The following is a 21815-nucleotide window of genomic DNA, read 5'->3' on the forward strand; positions in this document are numbered from 1 at the left end:
CGGGGTGCCGGCTTTTCACCCTATTCGTAGGCGATGTCGCAGGAAAGACCGGGGTTTTGCGCCGCCTCGATGGCGCGGTGCACCAGGGCCAGCGCCTCGAACGCCGGCTCGGGCCCGAAGGTCAGCGCTTCCCGGCCCGCCAGCGCCGCCGCCACGTTGCGGTAGAACAGCTCATAACAGCCGGGCAGCAGCGGCACCTCCTGCCGCGTCACCACGCCGTCGCGTTCGGTGTGCAGCGTCGCGGGCGTGGTGACCACCGCCCAGCCGGCGTCGCCCGGCTTGGTCCCGGCGGCCATCTGCGCCTCCTGCACATCGCCCTTGGGGATGACCAGCGATCCCCTGTCGCCGTGGGCCACCAGCACGGGCCCCGGTTCCCGCACGAAGGTGCTGGACCGCAGGATGACGCGATGGTCGGGATAACGGAACCGGACGTCGAAATAATCGGTGGCCCCCTCCGCCCGGCGCAGCGACCGCATCTCCGCCGCAACCGATAGCGGCCGGCCGAATTGGCGCAGCATCCCGTCGACCAGATGGACGCCCAGGTCGAACCAGGTGCCCGCCCCGGGCTGTTCATCCTCCTTCCAGCGCTTGTGCGTGACATGGGCGCGGTAGCGGTCGTAATGCCATTCCACCTCGACCAGGCGGCCGAGATCGCCGGCGGCCAGGTGGCGGCCCAGGGTCAGATACTCCGCATCCAGCCGCTTGTTATGGAAGACGGCCAGCAGCCGCCCCGCGTCGCGGGCCTGGGCGATCAGCGACCGCCCCTCCTCCAGCGTGATGGTCATGGGTTTTTCCAGGACCACGTGCTTGCCGGCGGCCAGTGCGGCCCGTGCCATGGGGAAATGCAGGGCGTTGGGCGTGTTCACCACCACCAGGCCGATGGCGGGATCGTCCAGGATGGCCTGGAAATCGGGCACGACGCGGACGCCCGCCGGTTCACTTCCGTCGGCGCCCGACCGCCGCAGCACCGTGTGCAGCGACAAGCCAGGCTCCGCCAGGATCAGCGGCGCGTGAAACACCCGGCCGGACAGTCCGAAGGCGCATAAGGCGGTGGCGATCATGGCTGTATCCATAGTTCGAACGTTCGGAGAGACATTAACCAATTTATTAACTCGTGATTTACAATAACGAAAATGAATACACCCGACAACATTGTTTGTTAATGCATTAATACCATATGGTCGTAGCCAAAATACCCAATGAAATGTTGCGAATCTGGTAGCGGATCACCACCGGGCGTCCTATATGACTTTATGCGGAGATTAACCAGTACAGCGATACTGTTCGCCTTCATCCGCATCTGACTTATGTTCGCCTTGCCTGCCATGAAGGACACGCGATGAGTTTCGCCGGGAACCAAACCGTTGCGCCCGCCACGGGCGATAAGGCCCGGCTTTGGTCCATCCTTGTCCATGCGCTTTACCTGTTCGGCATCGGCCCCCTGGGCCTGATCATGGCCTATGTGAAGCGTCCGGATTTCAGCGGCAGCATATACGAAGGCCACATGACCTTCGCCATCCGCACGTTCTGGGGGGGCGTCCTGTTCGGTTTGGCCGCATGGGCACTGGCAGGCGTGGGCATGGAATTCATCATTCTGTTCATCGGCGGCATCTGGGCGGTCGTGCGGGTGGTGGTGGCCCTGACCCGCGCCATCGACGCCAAGCCCATGCCCAATCCTAAAAGCTGGGTTATCTGAACCAGCATCCCGCTTTTTCTTCCCACCCCCTCCGCAGCCTCTTTAAATACCAAGGAACTACCTCCTAGGGGGTAGCGCCTTGATAACCTTTTCTATACCGTTCCGGGCCGATAACGCTTTCTGTCCATGGTGCCTCACCGGCACAATGGTATAGTCGCAGAAGGTTCCCCAACTGAACTAATTGGCCGCCAGCGCCGGCCGCCAAAACATATGTTCATCGGGATGGCCCGCCGCCAGCCCCGTGGGGGCCGGTCGGGTGGATGAGTGGGGGCAAGTCGATGCGGGTGGTACTCCCGGGATTGTGTTTCAGCACGGATGACCAGGGTATCGCCTTCGGCCACAATCCTTGGCTGGTGCTGCTGTCTTATCTGACCGCCGTCTTCGCCTCCTTCGTCGCGCTCAACATGGCGGAGCGCATGGCCGGTGCCACCGGCCGCTCCCGCTTGGCCTGGCACCTGGGTGCGGCCTGCGCGCTGGGCGGCGGCATCTGGTCCATGCATTTCATCGGCATGCTGGCCTTCCAGGTCGCCGCCCCCGTGGCGTGGGAGCCGGGGCTGACCTTGGCCTCGTTGATGACCGCCATCGTTTTCGTCGCCATCGGTATCGAGGCGGTGCGCCATGGCCGCGCCGGGTACGGACGTTTCATCCTGGCCGGCGCGGTGGTGGGCCTGGGCATCGCGGCGATGCACTATACCGGCATGGCCGCGATGGAGGTGCCGGGCACGGTGGCCTACCGTCCCGACCTGTTCGCGCTGTCGGTGCTGATCGCCATGGCGGCGGCCACGGTGGCCCTGATGCTGGCCATGACCCTGCGCCAGGGCTGGCAGCGCGCACTGGCGGCCCTGATCATGGGCGTCGCCATCTGCGGCATGCACTATACCGGGATGGCGGCCACCATCCTGACGCTGGATCCCCTGGTCGCCGGCCCGATGGACGTCGATCGCGAACCGCTGGCCATCATCGTCGCCTGCGCCACCTACGGCCTGCTGTTGCTGGCGCTGGTCGCCGCACTGGCCGATCGCCGGCTGAACGCCGCGGCCGAACGCGAGGCCGTGCGCCTCAAGGCCATCAACCGCGCCCTGCAGGAAGAGATTGAGGAGCGCCGGCGCGCCGAGGCGGAACTGCTGCGCGTCCGCGAGGGCCTGGAAGAGGCGGTGGGCGAACGGACGCGCGACCTGGCCGCCGCCCGCACCCGGGCGGAGGCGGCCAACCAGGCCAAGTCCGAATTCCTGGCCAGCATGAGCCATGAGCTGCGCACGCCCTTGAACGCCGTCTTGGGCTTCGCCCAACTGATGGAATACAACAAGGTGCGGGAGCCGATGACGCCCAAGCAGGAGCGCGGCATCCAGCAGATCGTCAAGAACGGCAACCACCTGCTGCGCCTGATCGACGAGGTGCTGGACCTGGCCCGCATCGAGGCCGGGCAACTGATCCTGTCGATCGAGCCCGTGGACGGGACCCAGGTGATCGAGGATACGCTGCTGTCGCTGCAGCCGGTCGCCGAGAAGGCGAAGGTCACCATCACGGCGTCCCTGCCCGCCGGCCTGCCCCCGGTCCTGGCCGACCGCACCCGCCTGATCCAGGTGGTCAGCAACCTGCTGTCCAACGCCGTCAAGTACAACCGTCCAGGCGGCACCGTGCGGGTGACCCTGGCCGCCGCCGCCGCTCCCGGCCGCCTGGCGCTGTCGGTCGAGGATACGGGCGATGGCATCGCGCCGGACAAGCTGAACGACCTGTTCCAGCCCTTCAACCGCCTGGGCCAGGAATACAGCGACATCCCCGGCACCGGCATCGGCCTGACCATCACGCGCCGCCTGCTGTCCGCCATGGACGGCGCCATCGAGGTCACCAGCACCGTGGGCGAGGGCAGCACCTTCACCGTCACCCTGCCGGTCGCCGTCAACCTGGCGCCGGAAGTGCGCGCGCCGACGGCGGAAAGCAATCCGCTGGCCCAGGGCGCCCCCCGCACCATGCTGTATGTCGAGGACAATCCGTCCAACATCCAGCTGATGCGCGATCTCATGGAAACGGTTCCGGGCACCAAGCTGCTGGTCGCCGCCGACCCGGTGACCGGCCTGGACCTGGCGATGGGCCATCATCCGGACGTCATCGTCCTGGATATCAACCTGCCGGGCATGAGCGGTTTCGACGTGCTGGCCCGGCTGCGGGCCAGTCCGGAAACGCGGGATATCCCCGTCCTGGCGCTCAGCGCCAACGCCCTGCCCCGGGAAATTGAGCGGGGCTTGCGTGCCGGTTTCCGGCGCTACCTGACCAAGCCTTTGAACGTGCAGGAGTTCATGGAGGCCCTGGCCGATGCGATGGAGCCAGTCAATGCCGTTTGACGCCACCGACCTGATCAAGGACGCCCAGATCCTGGTCGTTGACGATTTGCCCGCCAATATCGAGTTGATGGAAGGCGTCCTGGGGGCCGCCGGCTACAACAACATCACCGGCACCACCAACCCCCGTGAGGGCCTGGCCCTTTATGAAAGCATGCGGCCCGACCTGGTCCTACTGGACTTCCGCATGCCGGGATTGGACGGCCCCGCCTTCATCCGCGCCGCCAACGCCCTGGTTCCCGGCATCCGGCCGCCCATCCTGGTGGTGACGGCGCAGGGGGACGAACAGACCCGGCGCAGCGCGCTGGAGGCCGGCGCCCGCGACTTCATCTCCAAGCCCTTCGCCCTGTGGGAAATGCTGGCCCGGGTGCAGAACCTGCTGGAATTGCAGATGCTGCTCAAGGACAAGGAAAATCAGGCCAGCCGGCTGGAAGCCGCGGTGGCGGAGCGCACCCGGGAACTGGAGCACACCCACCTGGAGGTGGTGCGCCGCCTCTGCGCCGTGGGTGAGTTCCGCGATGATGAGACCGGACGCCATGTGAACCGCATCGGCGCCCTGTCCGGGCGCCTGGCCGTGCTGGCCGGATGCCTGGATGCCGATGCCGACCTGATCGCCAGCGCCGCCCCCTTGCACGACATCGGCAAGGTCGCCATTCCCGACGCCATCCTGCTGAAGCCCGGCCGGCTGACCGATCCGGAATGGCAGGTGATGAAGACCCATGCCGAGGCCGGCGCCAGCATCCTCACCGGCAGCCGGATCCCCGTGCTGGATCTGGCGGCGGACATCGCCATCTCACACCATGAGAAATGGGACGGCAGCGGCTATCCCAACGCCCTGTCGGGCGAATCCATTCCCCTGCCCGGCCGCATCGTGGCGGTGGTGGACGTGTTCGACGCGCTGCTGTCCCATCGCCCCTACAAGGAACCGTGGCCGGTGGAAAAGGTGATCGCCCACATGCAGGCGGAATCCGGCCGCCATTTCGACCCGACGCTGGTGGACCTGCTGGTCCGCAACGTGGATGAGATGCTGGTGCTGCGGCGGGAGATCGGGGTCTGATCTGATCGCGCGGCCTTTATCGCAACCGCTCAAAGGCCCCCTCAGGGGCCGGGCGCCAGCCTCCAGCGGCACGGGTCAAAGTTTCGCGCCGCTGGCCTGAGGTATGCTCAGCGGTCCAGTTGAGCGCCGTTCTCCAGGATGTCGCGGCGCGACAGCCGGGTGACGTGTTCGGGATAGTCCATCCAGCCGCCGATCAGGTCACCGGCCATGAAGTTCACCCCCGCCTCTTCCGCGATGCTTTCCAGCGCGGCACCATCCACGCCATCGACGAAGACCTGAAGGTTGCGCCGACGCGCCTCCGCCGCCGTCAAATACAAGTCCTGGATCAAGCGGTCGCGGGACACCGTCGGCGGCAGGCTCAGGACGACCCCCTTGACCCCGGCGGCCGCGAACGTGGCGAACGGATGCGGCGCGATTTCGGTACGCACCATCACGGCCCGGCCGACGTGGCGCAACGCGGCCACGAATTCGGCCAGGCGGCTGGACGGCACCCCATCCGGCACCCCCAGAAGATGATAGGTGATGAAAGGATAAAGGTGCGCCGGGATGTGGCTGGCCAACTCCATGTAAGCCCGCCGCCGCGGGGCGCCCGCCAGGGTTTCGAAATGGACGGGCAGCGCCAGGTAATAGCGGAAACGGTTGTCGTAGAGTTCCAGGTAGGCATCCACCGCCTGGCGCATGACTTCGCGGTCCAGTCCCAGGATTTCCTGCAATTCGCTGACGGTGCCTTGCGGGGCGCGGGCGCCGGTACCAGCGCCGGGCCCCGCGCTGCCCCCGCCAGTGGCCAGGGTGTCGTAGCCGTAGACGTGCTGGCGGCCCGGCCGGCCGCGGCGGGGGCTGGCCACGTACAGGCCCAGCGCCTGGCCTTTGACATCCCAGGCGGGGCGGTACACCACCTCCAGCGGGCCCATCGCGGGGCGCAGGTGCGCCCAGGGGTCGGCATCGGCCGGCGCGGCCGGTTGACTGGTGGCGCCCCGGCCATCCTGGCCCGGGGCGGCCATGGCAGACATCTCCCCGGTGACGGCGCCGTCCACCTTCTTCGCCGTGCCGGCCGTGCTCGGCACCGCTTCCCGCGTGGTTTCCGGCACCGCCGTCGGGCGGGCGCGGGACGCCATTTTTGCCAGCAGGTCGGCCAGGCGCTCCGGCTTCAGGACCAGGTCGCCCGATGTCTCCCGCGCAGCAGTGCGCACGACGATGGTAGACAGGTCCGGCTCACCCAACAGCACGCGCTGCAGTTCCTGCATCAGCTTGGCGCAAATGAGGGAGGCCTGGTTGGCCTCCAGGTTGGCGAAGACCACGACGTAGGTCTCGTTGCCATAACCGTAATAGACGTCCGCGGGTGACAGCATCTGGCGCAGCAGCCGATCGGCCAGCGCGTGCACGCGATCGCGGACGGCGGGCCAGCGCGGTCCCAGCCTGTCCTTCAGGCTGTCCAGCCCGACGAACTGGACGCAGCCGGCCTGGGCGACCTTGCGGGGGCCCAGGACGGCCTTCAGGCGCTGACGGAACAGGGTCTCATCGGCCGACAGGCCGGACTTGTCGGCTTGGTCCGGGTCGAGGTACGCGCCCCCCGCTTGGACAGCGGCGGGGGCACGCTCTTCCTGGGAAAACCAGGAGACGATGCGGTTGATCAACCCAGCCATGGCCCTGTCCCTCCATGCCGTTTCCCCAAGCCTCGGTTCCATGGTGGGGGAACAGGGTTAAGAAACCGCTAAGGCTATAACGATCGGTGTATGACGATCGTCTCAGCCGGAGAGTATGGCCAGAGGGGCGGCTTATCCGACGCGGGCGGCCTGGACCTCGGTTGCCGCCAGGAACAGATGGTAGGGTGTGCTGCCCGGCAGGTCGCGCATCACCGGCCGGCCGGCCTCATCCTGGGTCTCGACCCAACGGCCGGTTTCCATATCCAGGAAGGCGGTTTCCAGATGGGCGGTGAGGCGGCGGGCCAAATCCAGGGCGGCAATCCCCCTGTCGGTTCCCTGCCCGCGCCGGGCCTGCGACAGCGCCGCCTTGACGGCTTCGGCCACCGGCCAGACGCGGCGGGTACGGGCGATGGGGGCGCCTTGCGGATCCATCTGGTCAAGGATGCCCCCATCGGGCAGGAAGCCGTGGGCCACCGCCTTGTCGAACAGGGCGTCCGCCAGGGGCAACACATCGGGCGAGCCGCCCAGGCCCACGTACCGGTCCAGCAGCCAGGCCCATTCGAAATGGTGGCCCGGTTCCACGATGTGCCCCGTGGCCGGATCGGGTCGCCAATCCTGGGTGAAGAATTCACCCAGGGTGTGGGTGGCGGCATGGTGAAAGCGGCGGCGGAACAGCCCCACCACGGCGCCGGCCTCATTCAGCCAGGCGCCGTCGCGGGTGACCTCGTACAGGGCCAGCAGCGCTTCCAGCAGGTGCATGTGCGGGTTCTGCCGCCGCACGGCGCCATTCAGCGTCCAGCCGGCGTCGGCGCCCTCCGCCAGACCGCCCCAGCTGCCGTCGTCCAACCCGGGCATGGCCAGGCGGTCCCGCATGACCACCCACGTCGCCTGCGCCAATTCGATGGCGCGCGGGGCCGCGAAGGCGGCATGGGCGTACGCCAGGCCGAACAGCACAAAGGCATGGCCATAGAAATCCTTGGAATCATCCAGGACCCGGCCGTCGGGGTGCGCCTTGAAGAACCAGCCGCCGTGGGCCTTGTCATGGAAGTGGCGCACCAGGAAGTCGTATCCGCGCTCCGCCGCCGCCATGCCGCTGCGGTCACCCAGCAGGGCGGCGTGGGACAGGACGTAAAGCTGGCGGGCCTGCACCATGGAACGCTTGTAGCCCAGGGCCAGCGGCCGCCCCGCCGCGTCCAGACGCTCATGAAAGCCGCCGTGGGCCCTGTCGGCGAAACCGTCGCGGCACAGAGGCAGCAGACGGTCGAAAGCGTATCGGACGAAGGGGCTGGACCACGACATGAAGCGCCTCGATATCAAGGTGCGCGCAAAACCGCCCGGCGTCACGAACGGGGCGGCAGCGCCATGGTGAAGGTCAAGGTCAGGTGGTCGCCCGCCTCTTGCGGCATCGCCGCCTGAGCGGCCGGGCGCCCCGCCTTGCGGCCACCCTGCGGCGGCGCCTGAACCGGCACCGCGGCCGGCGCACCATGCACGGACAGCACCGCCTGCCCGCCCCGCCCCTGCAGGCCGTAGAGCGTGGGCTGTGCCGAGATCAACGCGGCACTGGCTTCCAGCGCCTGAATGCGCGCCGTCGTGTCCGGCGGTGTGCCCGCCTTGGGGGCGGCACCGGCGAAGACGGCGGTATCCACCAGTTCCACGGGCGCCGTGACGGGGCAGGCCCCCGAAGGCAGCCCTGCCACATCCGGCTTGCAAGTGAGGTAACGGGCCAGCACCTCGGCCGCGGCGGCCATCCTGTCCCGGCCCTCCGCGCTCAAGGCTGCCGTTCCGCTTGGGAAAAACTGTCCGGCGGGCAGGATCAGGCGACCATTGGCAGCATCGGCCGCGACATCGATATGGCGCGCCGCCAGATCACGCTGCAGCCCCTCGATCATCCGGGCACGCTCTTCCATGATCCGGGCCAGCGTTTCCTGGTACAGCTTTTCCGACTGCTGTTTCTGGTCCTGGGTCTGGTCCTGCTTGGGGCTGTCGTCGATGTTGTACATCGACAGGGCCATCAGCATGATCAGAAAGATGAAGACGATGCCGGCCATGAGGTCGGACATGGAAGCGAAATAGCTTTCCTGGTCCTCGCCGTGTGCCCTGGTTCCCCGTCTCATGATGATATCCGGATCACGAAGCCTGGCTCGCCGCCTCAGGCGCGGCGGCCTCGGGCGGGGTGACGGTGGACGGGCTGATCCGGTCCTGGGCCCAGTTGCCCATCAGGCGGTGGGCGGAGATCAGGGGGAAGCACAGTTCCACCGCACGGCACAGGTCATCCAGCGCCGCCTGCACCTGGCGCTGCCAGTGGCGGACGAACAGCGACGTCACGACCGACGCGCCGATGCCCACCACGGAACTGACGAACTTCATGGTCGACGCGGCCAGCAGGCGCCCCAGCGCCTGGCGCGCCTCGGCCAGATCACCCACCTCCATGCCCTTGCTGGCGAAATAGAGGCCGGCCACCAGGCCCATGAAGGTGAACATCAGGCCGACGCCCACGAAATAGTTGGGCAAGGCCACGTAAAAGCGGAAATCCAGGCCCCGGCTTTCCATCGCCTCCATGGAGAAATACTCCTGGGGTCGAATGGTGGAATAGGCGCGGCGGTCGGTGTCACGGCCGGCATCCAGCAGCGTGGATTCGAACATCCGCCATTCATCCATCAGCAGATGGTGCGATTCCATCAGCCGCTTCATCGACGCGATGCGGCGGTCGTTCGGTTCGGACATGACCAGCAGGGCCGAGCCGGTGACCTGCTTCAGGATCGTCAGCGTACGCCGGACCTGGCTGGCCCAGAAGCCCCCCAGCAGAAGCGCGCAGGCCGTCATCATGCCGGCCGCCAGGACCAGGGCAAATTCCGGCTGGCCGAAGAACATCAGGTACACGCCGGCGGCCGGCTTCGCCATCTCGCGGATCGCCAGGAAGAATGACGACAGGTCGCCGCTTCCCTGACTGAGCCTGAAGGCGACGACGGCGAGCAGCACCGCGATGCCGGCCCAAACGTATTTTCTGACCATGATGGACGGTGATTCCTGGAACACCCCCGGTGCGGGCTAAGCCGCGCCGGGGCGAAAGGGCTGTTGCAAGGGCCGCGTCAAGCTTCCGCCAGCGACTGCTGGTAGATCTCCGCCACCTCGGCCAGGGGACCGTAAGCGATGACGTTGCCGTTGCGCAAGTACAGCCCCTTGTTGCACCACTTCGCCAGCAGCTCAATGGAGTGTGAGGCCAGGACCATGAGGCTGGAGCGCTGGACGAAGTCCTCCATGCGCTTCTGCGCCTTGGACAGGAAATGGCTGTCACCGGCGGCCAGCCATTCATCCATCAGCAGGATTTCCGGCTCGATGCAGGTGGAGGTGGCGAAGGCCAGGCGCAGCATCATGCCGGCCGAATAGGTGCGCACCGGCATGTCGATGTAGGGGCCGAGTTCGGTGAACTCGATCACCTCTTCCACGTGGCCCTGCATTTCCTTGGGGTGGATGCCCATGTACATGCCGCGCAGCAGGACGTTCTCACGGCCCGTGGCATCGGGGTTCAGCCCCAGCGACACATCCAGCAAGGCGGAAATGCGACCCTGGGTGTGCAGGGCGCCGCTGGTCGGCTCATAGATGCCCGCCAGGGTCTTCAGCAAGGTGGTCTTGCCCGAGCCGTTGGGACCGATCAGGCCGACGCGGTCGCCCTTTTCGATCGTCAGGTTCAGGTGATTGAGGGCACGAATCTGCAGGCGATCCGACGAATCGCGGGCCAGATTAGTGCCGATGGGGGCCGCGAACAGCGCCTTTTTCAGCGAGCGGCCGCTGGCTTGATAGATCGGGAACTCGACCGTCAGGTCTTGCAAATGCAGCGAGGCCATAAAATCACACCCAGTAAGCGATCCGGGACCGGAAACGACGGAAGAATTCCGCCGTCACCACCAATCCCGTCACCGTCAGAAGGCCGACAATTGCCCAGGAATGCGCCGACACGGGCTGGCCCAACAGCGGCGCCCGGACAATGTCGATGGCAGCGAACAGGGGATTGAACTCACCGACATGGCGGTACTTGCCCAGGGTTTCAACGGTCCAGAATACCGGGGTCACGAAGAAAACCACCTGCAACAGCGCAGCGACGATGGGAGGAACGTCGCGATAGCGGGCGCTGACCATGCCCAGCAACAGGCTGATCCACACGCCATTGATGCATAGCACCAGCAAGGCCGGGATGCACAGCAGCGCTTCCCACCCCACCGGATGCCCCACGGCGGCAAAGGCGATGGGAATCAGGATGGCATTGTGGCCCAGGATCACGACGTTGCGGAACACGCTGCGGAAAACGTGCGTCATGTAGGGCAGCCGCACCTGCTGGATGACATGCTGCACCGACATGAAAACGGTGCAGCCGTCGCTGATCATGGCGGAAATGAACTGCCAGGTCAGCAGGCCCACCGCGAGGAAGGGCACATACTCAGCCGCAGGCAGATGGAATATCTGCGAGTACAGGAAACCCATGGCCGCGATCATGATGGCCGAACTGAGCGTCAGCCAGAGCGGACCCAGGATGGAACCGCGATAGCGCAGGATGATGTCCTGCATGGCCAGAGAGCGCCAAAGCCAATGCTGACCGAGGCCGCTGCTGAGATCACGGAAGGCCAACAATCCCTTGCTGGCTTTGGATGATTTGGTGGTCTGCGGGGTGCCCGTCTGGGCGGCCTCCGCTTGGGCGGAGAGGGGCTTACCGGTGACCATCATGTGGAAGAAGGCTCCAAAATAATATCACCACGCTCTTAACGTCTGTCGCGGGCGCCGGAGGCGCGGGAGAAATCTACCGTAGCACCGGTTAAAGGGCTGCGATGCTGGTCCGTTCGGACGAACCGCCACGCAACCGCCCATGGGGCTGCCCACGAGGCTGCATGGTCCGTCCTCAATCGCACAGGGGTTACCATAACCCCGCCGTGCTGTTCTATCCTAAAACCTCAAGCCTCCCACGCCGCAAATCCCGACCTCGTGGTCGATGGGCCATGCCGCCCCGGCCATGGGGGAATGGAGCCCCGGTCTGTGGCCATTCTATGGCGCCGGTGCCGCCCATGAAATGATGTCGGGTTCAGTCGGCCGCCATCAGTTGCCGGATCAGGCCGTCGCAATTGACGTCGTCGGCGCCGCCGAAATCGGGCGTGGGAATGGGAAAACGCCCGCCGATGGAGATGTCCGGTGAGCGAATCTTGCCCTTGATGACCACCGGCGCATGCAGGTCCAGCAGGTCGAAATGCTTGATGTCCGCGGTGATCCGGCTGTCCACCTGCTGGGTCTTCAACTGGGCCTGGCCGTCGACATGCAGGACGGATTTGTGGGTATCCACCACCGTGCGGTCAAAGGCGACAAGGCCATGGTTCATGTTCAGGCGCCCCACGGCGCAGCGGATGGGGATCTGGTCGTCGCCGAGGATGTAGAGCGCCAGCGCGTCGGCGATCTGCAGACCGGCCAGGCTGACCATCAGGCTGCTGACCGTGCCGCCGGTCATGGCGACGGCCACGTTGCCCGTGGCCGAGCCCATCACCCGGGCCAGCGAATGCCCCTCGCCCGCCAGCAGGACGCGGCCCCTGAGCTTACCCTTGGTGGTATCGAAATACCGGGAACCGCGGAAGAACGCCCCCAGGTCGACATCCTGGAAGTTCACGTTCACGTCGGTCTTGGGGTCATCGGTCCTGGCGTCCACCGCCAACTGCCCCTCCAGCTTGCCGCCGCCCAGGCCGACCACCAGCGGCTGGGCCCGGGCCACGCCGTCCCGCACCACGACACGCGTGTATAAGGTATCGACCGGCAGGTAGGAGGGCGCCACCACCCGCTTGGCGTCCAGCGTGACATCCATGTCCATGGCGCGCAGCCGTTCCATCTTAAGCGGCACGTCGGGGAACAGTTCGTCCTTCGCTTCCATCTGTTCGGCCGTGCGCTTCTGCTGCGCCGACACATTGCCGGTCTTGCCCGGCGTGGCGCCCACCAGCGGCGCCAGGTCGACGAAGGACAGGTTCTGCGACACCAGGTGGGCCGTCAGGTGCGACGGCTTGGGGCGCTGGTCCACCGCCACGTCGCCCGCCAGGTCGCTGTCGCCGGCATGCCAGGTCATGTCCACCAGGCGCCAGACGCCAGGCTCGTGATGCAACTGGCCCACGATGCGGTAGGGCGGCGTCGGCGGCCCGGGGATGCCCAGCAAGGGGAAGATGTCGGCCAGATCCTGCCCCGACAGCGACAGCTGGACGTTAGCGCCGGTATATTGCAGGGGATCCTGCAGCGTGCCCTTCAGCGACAGCTTGGTGGTGCCGTAGCTGACATTGAGGTCCACGGGATAGGGCTTGTCCGTTTCCCGCAGCATGAGGGCGGACCCGCCAATGAAATGCAGGGTCAGCGGCTGGTCTTCCAGCTTTCCGGTCAGGGACAGTTCCGCCTGCGGGTCGGCACTGGCCTGCCCCGTCGCCGTCTGGACCGTGCCGTCCAGGTCCAGCTTGCGTTTGATATCCCGATAGCCGACGTGGCCGTCGTTGATTTCCAGCCGCCCGATCAGCGGCATTTCATGCCGTTCCTTGGGCGCCAGTTGCTCAACCGCCCCCCGGGCCACCGGGCTTTCCTCCGGGCTCCAGTTGGACCGGTCCTCCGGGCTGCGTTCCAGCGACACATCGGGCTTCTGGAAGGTCAGCGTCGGCAGCACCAGATCGCCATGCAGCAGCGGGCGCAGCCGGATGTCGAACTCGATCCGGTCCGCCTTGAACAGGTGGTCGGCCTTGCCCCAGTCGGTGTTGGAAATCGCCACGTCGTCCAGGCGGACGTGGCTGGTCCAGCCCCAATCTATCGATATCCTGCCGATCCTAGTCTTGCGTCCCAAGGCCGCGTCGGCATGATTCTCCAGCTGGGCCCGCACATAATCGGACGTGATGAACAGATAGCCGGCGACGCCGACCAGCCCGATGGCCAGCCCGATCGCGCCCAAGGTCCAGCCGATGATCCTGTATGCCCGTCGCATGATCGCGGTCCCCCGTGGCTCCGGAGTTTCCGTATCACCTTTGAACCCGGAAGGGCGCCGTTGGTTCCCCAATAGGCCATATCCGGGCAGTTTGGACCATCTGTCCATTTCCATCAGGCCTGGCACCTGTCTATGGTGGACACATGGGGATGGGCCGCCGATCGCACTTTTGATTGCAGCAATCGACAAACATCAATTCCTGATACGCATATCGTTGTTTGCGCATATGATGTGGGCCTGAGCAGTTTTGAGGGGGTATTGCCGCATGACAGTCCGTGAACCCGTGATGCGTCGGCTGTCCGAGGCTTTCCTGGACCACGGGTATGACCAGCTGACGATGAGTGGGCTGGCGAAGTTGTGCGGTTTGACCCGGCGCGGTCTCTATCACCACTTCAGCAACAAGGAAGAGGCGTTCCGCGCCACCATCCGGGCGGGCAACGACCGCACGCGCGCCGAAAGCCTGGCCGCCGGCCGGCAATTGCTGGCCGACGGCGCCGGCGTGCTGGACATCCTGGCCGGTTTGCTGGACGTGCGGTACGGCAACACCCGGCGGCGGCTCAGCCAGTCGCCGCACGCCCAGGAACTGAACGACCAGGCCTTCCGCAGCTGCCGCGACATCATGGTGGAGGCGGCAACCCAGTTCCAAAGCGATTTCGCCGCCTTCATGATGGAGTTGGTGGCCCATGGGCACCTGGCCCTGCGGCCCGGCTATGCCGTGGAGGAACTAGTGCAACTGCTGTCCGACGGCGCGCGGGGGATCAATCAGACCTTGCCGACGCTGTCGCCCAACCAGATCGCCTACCGCTATCGCCGCATGAGCGAAGCCATCCTGTACGGCTTCGCCGCCCCGACGCACGACGCCCCCGCCGATCAAGCCCAATCCATTCGGATGGCGTCGGCCCTGTCCGCTTGACCGTTGTTCCCCTTCAGCCTACCCCTTCCGGCGCGAATGGGGGATGAGCATGGCACGTGGACACGGCGAGAATTCGGTGATGGGCGGTCGGGCCTGGTACGGCATCGGCGTGCTGCTGCTCGCCTACGCCTTTTCGTTCCTGGACCGGCAGATCCTGAGCCTGCTGGTGGAACCCATAAAGCGCGACCTGAATCTCAACGACACCCGCATCAGCCTGTTGCAGGGCTTGGCCTTCGCCCTGGTCCTGGGCCTGGGCGGGCTGCCCATCGGGCGCCTGGTGGATCGGGGGTCGCGCATCCGCCTGATCGCCCTGGGCATCGCGTTCTGGAGCGTCATGACCATCGCCTGCGGCCTGGTGCAAGGCTACATCGGCCTGGCCGTGGCGCGCATGGGCGTCGCCGTGGGTGAGGCCGTGCTGTTGCCCGCCGCCTTTTCCCTGATCACCGACCTGGTGCCGGCCCGCCGCCTGGGCCTGGCCTTCGGCCTGTTCAGCATGGGTGTCTATCTGGGCGCCGGCGCCGCCCTGATGGGCGGGGCGTCCGTGATTGGCGCCCTGGCCGCGAACGGTGGGCTGGACTTGGGGGCCCTGGGCCATTTGCGTCCCTGGCAGGGCGTGTTCGTCATCGTCGGCCTGCCCGGCCTGGCCATGGCGCTGTGGGTCGCGACGTTGCGCGAGCCCACCCGTACCAAGGCGCCCGTCGCCGCCCCGCCCCTGGCCGAGGTCGCGACCTATCTGCGCGGCCACGCCGGGACGCTGGTCTGCCTGCTGCTGTGCGGCGCCTTTTCCACCATGAGCGCCTATGCCCATGCCGCCTGGCTTCCCAGCTTCTTCATCCGCGTTCATGGCTGGACGGCGGTGCAGGCGGGCCATGCCTATGGCAGCCTGCTGATCGTGTTCGGCACCCTGGGCGTGGTGGCCGGCGGCGTGGTGGGGGACTTCCTGGTCAGCCGTGGCCGGGCCAACGGCCGCCTGCTGGCCATGGTGGGCAGCAGCCTGGCCGCCCTGCCCTTCGCCATGGCGGCCCCGCTGGTGGCCGATCCCACCCTGGCCCTGGTCCTGATCGCCGCCGGCCTGTTCTTCAGCACCATGATGATCAGCAACAGCCCGGCCGCCTTGCAGGAGATGTTGCCGCCCCGCATGCGCGGTATCGGCGCCGCGCTTGCCATCCTGGTGATCACGCCCTTGGGCCTGGGCCTGGGGCCCACCCTGGTGGCGTTGGTGACCGACTACGTCCTGGGCGACGCCCGGCTGGTGGGGTATTCCCTGGCGGTGGCGCCGCCGGCCATGCTGGCCGTGTCCGTCCTGTTCGGCCTGGCCGGCTTGAAACCCTATCTGGCCAGCCGCGCCGCGCGGGACTAGCCCTCCCTCAGGGCTCGAACCGTGAGACCTCGATGCCGGTGCCGACCGGCAACAGCACGCTGGTGATCCCGGGCTTGGCCCGGATGGCGCGGCCATAGGCCCGCACGCCCTCATCCCCCGGGCGCAGCATGTTGTCGGCCACGATGATGGCGCCGGGATTGAGCTTGGGATAGAAGGCCTCAAGGCAGGGCACGTAGAGATCCTTCCACAGATCGACCAGCACGAAGTCCACGCCCTGCGCCAGGTCGCCGATCATCTGCACGGCATCCCCCACGCGGAAGTCGATATGGTCGGACAGGCCGGCCTTGCCCGCCATCTCCTGCGCCACGTCGGACTTGTAGTCGTGCAACTCCATGGTGATCAGCCGGCCGCCGGTGGCGCGCGCCGCCTCCCCCAGCCAGATGCCGGAATAACCGAAGGACGTGCCCAGTTCCAGGATGGTGGGCGCCTTCAGGCTGCGCGCCAGGATGTTCAGCACCCGCCCGGTCTCCGGCCCCACGGCCCGCATGCGCCGGTCCTGGCCGCCGTCGCGGCCGCCCGGCACCTCCTCACGCGGCCGGGCGCGTTCCTCACCGATCAGGTCGTGATAGGTTTGCAGCACCGCGATGATCTTCTGGTCCAAATACATCGTCTCTCCCCACCTTCAGGGCCGATCCCATGCCCCGACTGACGTTCATGCCATCGATATGAGTGTCGATGGATCGGCGCTCAAGATATCGGAATGGGTGGCGCGGCCGCACAGGTGTTCACACGCCTGACATATGCCGCCTTTATGAATGCCGGCTTCCGTCCCTCCTGAAGTGATGATCGACATGCCCACCAGCAACCGGCGCCTGTTCCTGAAGGCGGCCTCGGCCGCCGCCCTTAACGTCGGCCTGATGCCCGCCGGCATCCGCCAGGCCCTGGCCCTGCCCGCCCGGCGGGTCACCGGCACCCTGCGCGATGTGGAGCATGTCATCATCCTGATGCAGGAGAACCGGTCCTTCGACCATTATTTCGGCACCCTGCGCGGCGTGCGGGGGTACAACGACCCCCGCGCCATCCAGTTGCCCACGGGCAAGGCCGTATGGCACCAGCCGGTGACGGCGGGATCGGCCGACGCCATCCTGCCCTTCCGCCTGAACACCGGCACCACCAGCGCCGACTGCATGAAAAGCCTGGATCACAGTTGGAAGGGCAGCCACGATTTGTGGAAGCACCACGACGCCTGGATCCCGGTGAAGGGCCCCCTGACCATGGGCCACCTGACGCGTGAGGATTTGCCCTACTACCACGCCCTGGCCGACGCCTTCACCCTGTGCGACGCCTACCACTGTTCCATCCATGGGCCCACGGGGCCCAACCGGCTGTACCTGTTCTCCGGCACCAGCGGCCTGGCAGCGGGCCATCCCGGCCTTCAGACCGTCAGCAACATTGATGACGGCAACTGGACGGCCGACATGGGCAAGGATGATCCCACCTTCCCCGGCTTTGGCTGGACGCCCTATTCGGCGCGCCTGACGGCAGCGGGCGTCAGTTGGAAGGTCTATCAGGAATACGACAATTTCGGCGACAACCCGCTGGGCTGCTTCCCCACCTACCGTGGCCTGGACAAGGCCTCGAAAGATTACGCCTGCGCCCGCGCCTGGGTCCCGGGCTCCACCCCTGAGAACGCCGAAGGCACCAATGGCGAGCATCTGGTGAAGGCATTCGCCGACGATGTCATGGCCGACCGCCTGCCCTCCGTCTCCTGGATCGTGGCGCCGTTCAAGATGTGTGAGCACCCAGACGCCCCGCCCGCCTATGGCGAGGTGCTGACGGCGCAACTGGTGGCCGCCCTGGCCGCCAATCCGGAGGTCTGGGCCAAGACCGCCTTCATCCTGAACTATGACGAGAACGACGGCTTCTTCGACCACGTGGCCCCACCCCTGCCCGCGCTGGACCGCGCTCAGGGCGACAGCACCGTCAGCGTGGAGGGCGAAAACTATCAGGGCACGCCCGTCGGCCTGGGCCCCCGCGTGCCCCTGATGGTCATCTCCCCCTGGACGCGGGGCGGCTGGATCAATTCGCAAGTGTTCGACCACACCTCCGTCATTCGCTTTCTGGAGGCGCGCTTCGGCGTGAAGGATCCGAACATCACCCCCTGGCGTCGCGCCGTCTGCGGCGACCTGACCAGCCTGTTCGATTTCCACGATCCCAACGCCTTCCAGGCCGACACCCTGCCCGACACCAGCGCCTATCGCGGGCGCAGCGACGCGTCCTGCAAGCTGGCGCCGCCGGAAGTGCCGGCCGACCAGGCCATGCCCCGCCAAGAGCCCGGCGCCCGGCCGGCCCGCGCCCTGCCCTACGTCCTGCACGTGCACAGCCGGACGGAATCGGGCGGCCTGACCTTGGCCTTTGTCAACGAGGGCAAGGCTGGCGCCGTCTTCGCCGTGCGCGACTTGGCCGGCAGCGCCGGGCCCTGGCACTACACGGTGGAGCCCGGGAAGCGGCTGGAAGGCCATTGGCCCGCCGAGGCCGGCCGGCTGGCGGTCTACGGCCCCAACGGCTTCCTGCGGGAATTCCATGGCGACGGCGTGATCGCCGAGGCCGCGTACGATGTCGCCGGCCAGCATTTGCGCCTGGCACTGCGCAATCCCGGCACCGTGCCGCTGACCCTGACGGTGCGTAACGCTTATGGCGAAGCGTCCGCCCGCAGTCACACCCTGGCCCCCGGCGCCATGGTCACCGACGCCTGGGACATCGCCGGCGCCGGTTGCTGGTACGACCTGGAGGTCACCTGCGCCGAGCATCCGGACTTTCGCCGGCGCCTGGCCGGCCATATGGAGACCGGACGGCCGAGCATCAGCGACCCGGCCCTGGGCTGACGGGATGGGGGCCGAAGCGAAACGGGGCTGGCGGCGCAACCATTGGGGGAGTGGGACTAAAGTTCCGTGACAGCCCGGAATCTCGGGCTCGCCTGCGTCTTGGCTTTGCGAGGGCGCCCGTCGTGGGCGTCCATGACGGAGCCGAAATAAGATCATGCGACACCCGATGCTCAAGGACGTCCTGCTGTGCGGCGCCATGGCCGCCGCCCTGCTGGCCGCACCGACCATCCATGCCGCCGACGCCGCCACCCCAACCCCGGCCTCAGCCGAAGCCGCGACGGCGGCCGCCGGCGACGCCAGCGACCTTCAGGAAATCCTGGTCTTCGCCAACCGCGACCAAGCCGACAACGGCAAGATGCGGGCGTCCAACACGGTGGACATCATGTCCGCCGCCGATCTGGAACACACCGCCGTGCATAACGTGGCGGAAGCGCTGGGCCTGCTGCCCGGCATCACCGTCAGCAACACCGGCCAGTCGGTGGCGGGCGGCATCGACGGCGCCTCGCGCGGCGAAGGCATGCTGGTCGCCATCCGGGGCATGAACTCCGAATTCGCGCTCGACACCATCAACGGCGTGGAGGTGGCGCAGGGCCTGCCCTACAGCCGCAGCGTCCAGCTGGATCTGCTGCCGCCGTCCGGCCTGCAGACCATCGTCGTCAACAAGACGCTGGACGCGTCGATGAGCGGGGCCGCCATTTCCGGCACCGTCGACTTCCGCACCCCCACCGCCTTCGACTTCGACCAGCCGCTGCACTTCAGCGTCCAGGGCGGCGCCCGCCTGGAAAGCCGCGCCCGCGACTATGGCAACAATGGCCTGGGCGGCAACACGGCGGCGGAAATCGCCAGCCAGTTCGGCCGTGACCGCCAGTTCGGCATCTATGTCAGCGGCTATTACGACAAGCGCTATTTCACCAACAGTGAAATGGCCGGCATCGACAGCGCCCACAACGACGGCGGCTGGGGCTTCGCCGTCAGCAGCACGGCCGACGGTTCCACCAACCCGAAGGGCGTGGACCCGGCGTCCAACCTGCGCCAGACCGGCATCAGCGTCGGCGTGTCCGACGGCTTCACCGAACGCTACGGCGGCAACCTGTCGCTGGACTGGCATCCGGACGACACCACGTCCATCTTCCTGCGCGGGTCCTTCGCGCGCGAGAACGCGGAGCAGGACAGCACGCTGAGCCAGATCATCAGCACCAGCAAAAGCTGGAACGCCCTGCCCAGCGGCCTCTACGGCCTGAGCGTGGACAAGTACCGCACGTCGGTCTGGTATGAGACCAATCCGGAACGCGCCGACCTGTCCACCATCCAGCTGGGTGGCGAGAAGAAGCTGGGCGGGTTCACCCTGTCGCCGACCGTGTTCTTCAGCGCCGCCGACAACGACCGCCCCAACCATATCGAGGCGTCGATCCGCAACGACCAGTACAGCAGTGCCGCGCAGTTCAGCAGCGGCATCGCCGGCATGGGCACCAGCGGCGGCTTCCCGGTGCCGGTGCTCAGCAGCGCCATGTACAACGCCCTGAACAACGCCGGCGACACCCTGTGGGCACGCCGCGCCGGTGAACTGACCCAGCAGGGCAGCCGCCAGGACAAGTACGGCGCCAAGCTGGACGGCCGTTACGACTTCAGCGACGAAGGCCCGCTATCCTTCATCAAGGCCGGCGTGAAGTATGTGGAGGACACCCGCCAGGTGACCAACCGCGACTGGACCAACGCCTATTTCTCTGACCTGGGTTACCCCAACAGCACCTGGTCCAGCCTGGGCATCAGCAACGGCAGCTATTCCTCGGTCTTCCCCGGCCAGTACAACTGGTCGGTGCCCAAGGTGAACCAGCAGGCGCTGCTGAAGTATTTCTATGCCAACCAGACGGCCAGCAGCTTCGACACCTGCAACAGCAACTATGTCGATAACGAGAACTGCAACACCCTGAAGGGGCGTGAGCAGGTCACGTCCGCCTACCTGATGGGCGACATGCAGTTCGGCCAGGTGGAGGTCATTCCCGGCATCCGCTTTGAGCACATGGACATCCACAACACCTTCTGGCAGCTGAACAGCGATGGCGTCACCGTCGGCCACTGGGCCAACAGCGCCACCACCTATAACGAGCCGCTGCCCAGCCTGCTGGTGAACTGGCGTCCGGACCAGGACAGCGTCTACCGCGCCTCCGTCACCCGGTCCTACACCCCGCCGGCCCTGGTGCAGCTGGGCGCCTCCTCCACCGTATCGACCAGCGCCGACACGGGCGTGAAGACCATCACCGAGGGCAACCCCAACCTGAAGCCGATCGAGAGCACCAACTTCGACGTCTCGGGCGAATGGCACAGCAACCAGGGCGGCGTCGCCTCGGTCGCGCTGTACTACAAGCGGCTGTCGAACTACCTGTTCGACAACGGTTCCACCCTGGTGAACCCCTACACCACCACCAGCGACCTGGTCAGCATCAGCCAGCCCAAGAACGGCGGCAGCGGCGACGTCTACGGCATGGAACTGTCGTTCCGGCAGAAGATGAACACCGTGTTCAGCGGCTGGATGTCCGGCTTCGCCGTGGGCGGCAACCTGACCCGCCAGTGGTCGATGGTGGATACCGGCATCACCGGCCTGGATACCGACCAGCCCATCCAGAACGCGCCCAACTGGCTGGCCAACGCCACCCTGTCGTATGAGATCGCCGGCTTCTCCGCCGACCTGACCTACAACTACACCGGATCGTACCTGGCCTATTACGATTACCTGGGCCAGGGCGGCAGCTGGGACAACATGTGGGTGCGGCCGACCAACCGCCTGGACCTGCATGTCGGGTACAAGTTCGACAACGGTTTCAGCGTCGATGGATCCGTGTCCAACCTGACCGGCAACTACACCTACTGGGCGCACATCGGGCGCCAGAGCCTGACCCTGTCCAACATCGTCGACAGCGGCACGACCTCGCTGCTGACGGTCAAGTACACCTACTAAGCGGCGCGCGAAACCCCAGGCAT

16 protein-coding genes are annotated in these 21815 nt (G+C 66.5%); 7 read left to right on the top strand and 9 right to left on the bottom strand.

Features of this window, described 5'->3' with window-relative positions; genetic code table 11:
* Positions 1–20 precede the first annotated feature (20 nt).
* Entirely contained in the window at positions 21–1061 is a 1041-nt protein-coding gene (locus PW843_29930; GenBank protein ID MDE1150790.1) for a Gfo/Idh/MocA family oxidoreductase, read from the bottom strand.
* A 278-nt stretch (positions 1062–1339) separates the two neighbouring features.
* On the opposite strand from PW843_29930, the gene PW843_29935 reads away from it, so the two are divergent.
* From PW843_29935 to PW843_29945, 3 genes are all read left to right on the top strand, one after another.
* Positions 1340–1696 carry a hypothetical protein gene (locus tag PW843_29935; protein MDE1150791.1) on the top strand — a complete coding sequence of 119 codons (357 nt, stop codon included), beginning with the start codon at positions 1340–1342 and terminating at the stop codon, positions 1694–1696.
* Between the two features lie 278 nt (positions 1697–1974).
* The gene (locus PW843_29940; GenBank protein ID MDE1150792.1) at positions 1975–4038 is read left to right on the top strand and encodes an MHYT domain-containing protein; all 2064 of its coding nucleotides are present in this window, start codon (positions 1975–1977) and stop codon (positions 4036–4038) included.
* Entirely contained in the window at positions 4028–5092 is a 1065-nt protein-coding gene (locus tag PW843_29945) for a response regulator (protein ID MDE1150793.1), read from the top strand. The genes PW843_29940 and PW843_29945 overlap by 11 nt, the downstream gene beginning before the upstream one ends.
* A 107-nt stretch (positions 5093–5199) precedes the next feature.
* Here the strand turns inward: PW843_29945 and PW843_29950 are convergent, their stop codons facing one another.
* The 7 genes from PW843_29950 to PW843_29980 form a co-directional block, all read right to left on the bottom strand.
* Positions 5200–6735: a hypothetical protein gene (locus tag PW843_29950; GenBank protein MDE1150794.1), complete on the bottom strand. Its 1536-nt coding sequence runs from the start codon at positions 6733–6735 to the stop codon at positions 5200–5202.
* A 132-nt stretch (positions 6736–6867) separates the two neighbouring features.
* A complete protein-coding gene (locus PW843_29955; protein ID MDE1150795.1) occupies positions 6868–8034 on the bottom strand; it encodes an AGE family epimerase/isomerase in 1167 nt (388 codons plus the stop codon).
* 41 nt (positions 8035–8075) lie between these two features.
* On the bottom strand, positions 8076–8783 hold the full coding sequence (locus tag PW843_29960) for a hypothetical protein (protein ID MDE1150796.1): 708 nt from the start codon (positions 8781–8783) through the stop codon (positions 8076–8078).
* Positions 8784–8862: 79 nt separating this feature from the next.
* Entirely contained in the window at positions 8863–9747 is an 885-nt protein-coding gene (locus PW843_29965; GenBank protein MDE1150797.1) for a hypothetical protein, read from the bottom strand.
* A 77-nt stretch (positions 9748–9824) separates the two neighbouring features.
* A complete protein-coding gene (locus tag PW843_29970) occupies positions 9825–10580 on the bottom strand; it encodes an ABC transporter ATP-binding protein (protein MDE1150798.1) in 756 nt (251 codons plus the stop codon).
* Positions 10581–10584: 4 nt separating this feature from the next.
* Entirely contained in the window at positions 10585–11454 is an 870-nt protein-coding gene (locus tag PW843_29975) for an ABC transporter permease (protein ID MDE1150799.1), read from the bottom strand.
* A 352-nt stretch (positions 11455–11806) separates the two neighbouring features.
* Positions 11807–13717 (bottom strand): AsmA family protein, encoded by a 1911-nt coding sequence (locus tag PW843_29980; GenBank protein MDE1150800.1) that lies wholly within the window; start codon positions 13715–13717, stop codon positions 11807–11809.
* Between the two features lie 265 nt (positions 13718–13982).
* On the opposite strand from PW843_29980, the gene PW843_29985 reads away from it, so the two are divergent.
* On the top strand, positions 13983–14630 hold the full coding sequence (locus PW843_29985; GenBank protein MDE1150801.1) for a helix-turn-helix domain containing protein: 648 nt from the start codon (positions 13983–13985) through the stop codon (positions 14628–14630).
* Positions 14631–14679: 49 nt separating this feature from the next.
* Positions 14680–15990 (top strand): MFS transporter, encoded by a 1311-nt coding sequence (locus tag PW843_29990; protein ID MDE1150802.1) that lies wholly within the window; start codon positions 14680–14682, stop codon positions 15988–15990.
* A gap of 7 nt (positions 15991–15997) precedes the next feature.
* On the opposite strand, the gene PW843_29995 is transcribed toward PW843_29990, so the two are convergent.
* A complete protein-coding gene (locus PW843_29995) occupies positions 15998–16618 on the bottom strand; it encodes a DUF1442 domain-containing protein (protein MDE1150803.1) in 621 nt (206 codons plus the stop codon).
* 175 nt (positions 16619–16793) lie between these two features.
* Here PW843_29995 and PW843_30000 point away from each other — a divergent pair, with 175 nt between their 5' ends.
* Both PW843_30000 and PW843_30005 read left to right on the top strand, forming a co-directional pair.
* On the top strand, positions 16794–18836 hold the full coding sequence (locus PW843_30000; protein MDE1150804.1) for a phospholipase C, phosphocholine-specific: 2043 nt from the start codon (positions 16794–16796) through the stop codon (positions 18834–18836).
* A 166-nt stretch (positions 18837–19002) separates the two neighbouring features.
* Entirely contained in the window at positions 19003–21792 is a 2790-nt protein-coding gene (locus PW843_30005) for a TonB-dependent receptor (GenBank protein MDE1150805.1), read from the top strand.
* The last annotated feature ends 23 nt before the right edge of the window (positions 21793–21815 follow it).

It is taken from the genome of Azospirillaceae bacterium, assembly GCA_028283825.1.
In the GTDB taxonomy this organism is placed as follows: Bacteria; Pseudomonadota; Alphaproteobacteria; order Azospirillales; family Azospirillaceae; genus Nitrospirillum.

What these genes read in the sequence shown, in the direction of transcription:
- PW843_30000 (MDE1150804.1), top strand. Translation starts at nt 16,794, where the DNA reads ATGATCGACATGCCCACCAGCAACCGGCGCCTGTTCCTGAAGGCGGCC.
- PW843_29965 (MDE1150797.1), bottom strand. Translation starts at nt 9,747, where the DNA reads ATGGTCAGAAAATACGTTTGGGCCGGCATCGCGGTGCTGCTCGCCGTC.
- PW843_29990 (MDE1150802.1), top strand. Translation starts at nt 14,680, where the DNA reads ATGGCACGTGGACACGGCGAGAATTCGGTGATGGGCGGTCGGGCCTGG.
- PW843_29945 (MDE1150793.1), top strand. Translation starts at nt 4,028, where the DNA reads ATGCCGTTTGACGCCACCGACCTGATCAAGGACGCCCAGATCCTGGTC.
- PW843_30005 (MDE1150805.1), top strand. Translation starts at nt 19,003, where the DNA reads ATGCTCAAGGACGTCCTGCTGTGCGGCGCCATGGCCGCCGCCCTGCTG.
- PW843_29970 (MDE1150798.1), bottom strand. Translation starts at nt 10,580, where the DNA reads ATGGCCTCGCTGCATTTGCAAGACCTGACGGTCGAGTTCCCGATCTAT.
- PW843_29955 (MDE1150795.1), bottom strand. Translation starts at nt 8,034, where the DNA reads ATGTCGTGGTCCAGCCCCTTCGTCCGATACGCTTTCGACCGTCTGCTG.
- PW843_29975 (MDE1150799.1), bottom strand. Translation starts at nt 11,454, where the DNA reads ATGATGGTCACCGGTAAGCCCCTCTCCGCCCAAGCGGAGGCCGCCCAG.
- PW843_29995 (MDE1150803.1), bottom strand. Translation starts at nt 16,618, where the DNA reads ATGTATTTGGACCAGAAGATCATCGCGGTGCTGCAAACCTATCACGAC.
- PW843_29930 (MDE1150790.1), bottom strand. Translation starts at nt 1,061, where the DNA reads ATGATCGCCACCGCCTTATGCGCCTTCGGACTGTCCGGCCGGGTGTTT.
- PW843_29950 (MDE1150794.1), bottom strand. Translation starts at nt 6,735, where the DNA reads ATGGCTGGGTTGATCAACCGCATCGTCTCCTGGTTTTCCCAGGAAGAG.
- PW843_29960 (MDE1150796.1), bottom strand. Translation starts at nt 8,783, where the DNA reads ATGGCCGGCATCGTCTTCATCTTTCTGATCATGCTGATGGCCCTGTCG.
- PW843_29935 (MDE1150791.1), top strand. Translation starts at nt 1,340, where the DNA reads ATGAGTTTCGCCGGGAACCAAACCGTTGCGCCCGCCACGGGCGATAAG.
- PW843_29980 (MDE1150800.1), bottom strand. Translation starts at nt 13,717, where the DNA reads ATGCGACGGGCATACAGGATCATCGGCTGGACCTTGGGCGCGATCGGG.
- PW843_29940 (MDE1150792.1), top strand. Translation starts at nt 1,975, where the DNA reads ATGCGGGTGGTACTCCCGGGATTGTGTTTCAGCACGGATGACCAGGGT.
- PW843_29985 (MDE1150801.1), top strand. Translation starts at nt 13,983, where the DNA reads ATGACAGTCCGTGAACCCGTGATGCGTCGGCTGTCCGAGGCTTTCCTG.